The organism is Streptococcus sp. E17BB, assembly GCF_041807725.1.
Classification (GTDB): Bacteria; Bacillota; Bacilli; order Lactobacillales; family Streptococcaceae; genus Streptococcus; species Streptococcus entericus.
In genome coordinates this window covers 1-532 of the sequence record NZ_JBGTZC010000085.1, presented here as the reverse complement: position 1 = coordinate 532, position 532 = coordinate 1, and the positions used below count along the sequence as shown (strand labels likewise).

At 41.2% G+C, this 532-nt stretch carries 1 protein-coding gene; it reads right to left on the bottom strand.

What is annotated here, in order from left to right:
• Positions 1 to 523, bottom strand: a 523-nt coding sequence (locus ACERC7_RS10730; RefSeq protein ID WP_373666916.1) for a recombinase family protein, incomplete at its 3' end; no start/stop codon positions are given.
• Between the last annotated feature and the right edge of the window lie 9 nt (positions 524 to 532).

Sequence of the window (532 nt, the reverse complement as noted above, 5' to 3'; positions counted from 1 at the left end):
TCAATACAGATGATGTTTTAGGTATCTGATGCTGTTTTCTTTTAGTGGCTTTTGATGCTTTTAATTGGACAACTCGTTCAAATAGTTCTGATGAAATAATCGCTTCGTGATTGTTCTCAATCCGCTCCCACTCTGATTTTGGTCTGAAAACATGCTTCCCCCTTACATACGTCCGAGCATTAAACAGATAAGTTCCCTTATAGGCTTCATTCTTTAAAATTTGACCAACGGTAGTGCTACTCCAAACATTTCGTTTTTGCTCAGTTGTTAAACGGAGTGACTTTGCGTAACGTGCCTGACTGATTTGCATCTTTCGTTCTGCTGGAGTAATGACTTGTTCTTCATTCAGGAGTCGAGCAATTGTTTGGTAACTATTACCATCAAGGTACAAGGCGAAAATCCGTCGCACAATTGGTGCAACTGTCTCGTCAATAATAATCTTGAAACGGTCCTCTGGATCCTTGAGATAACCAAATGGGGGCAACCAGCTCATGTTTTTGCCCGAGCGTTTCATGCTGTTCATCGCACTCTT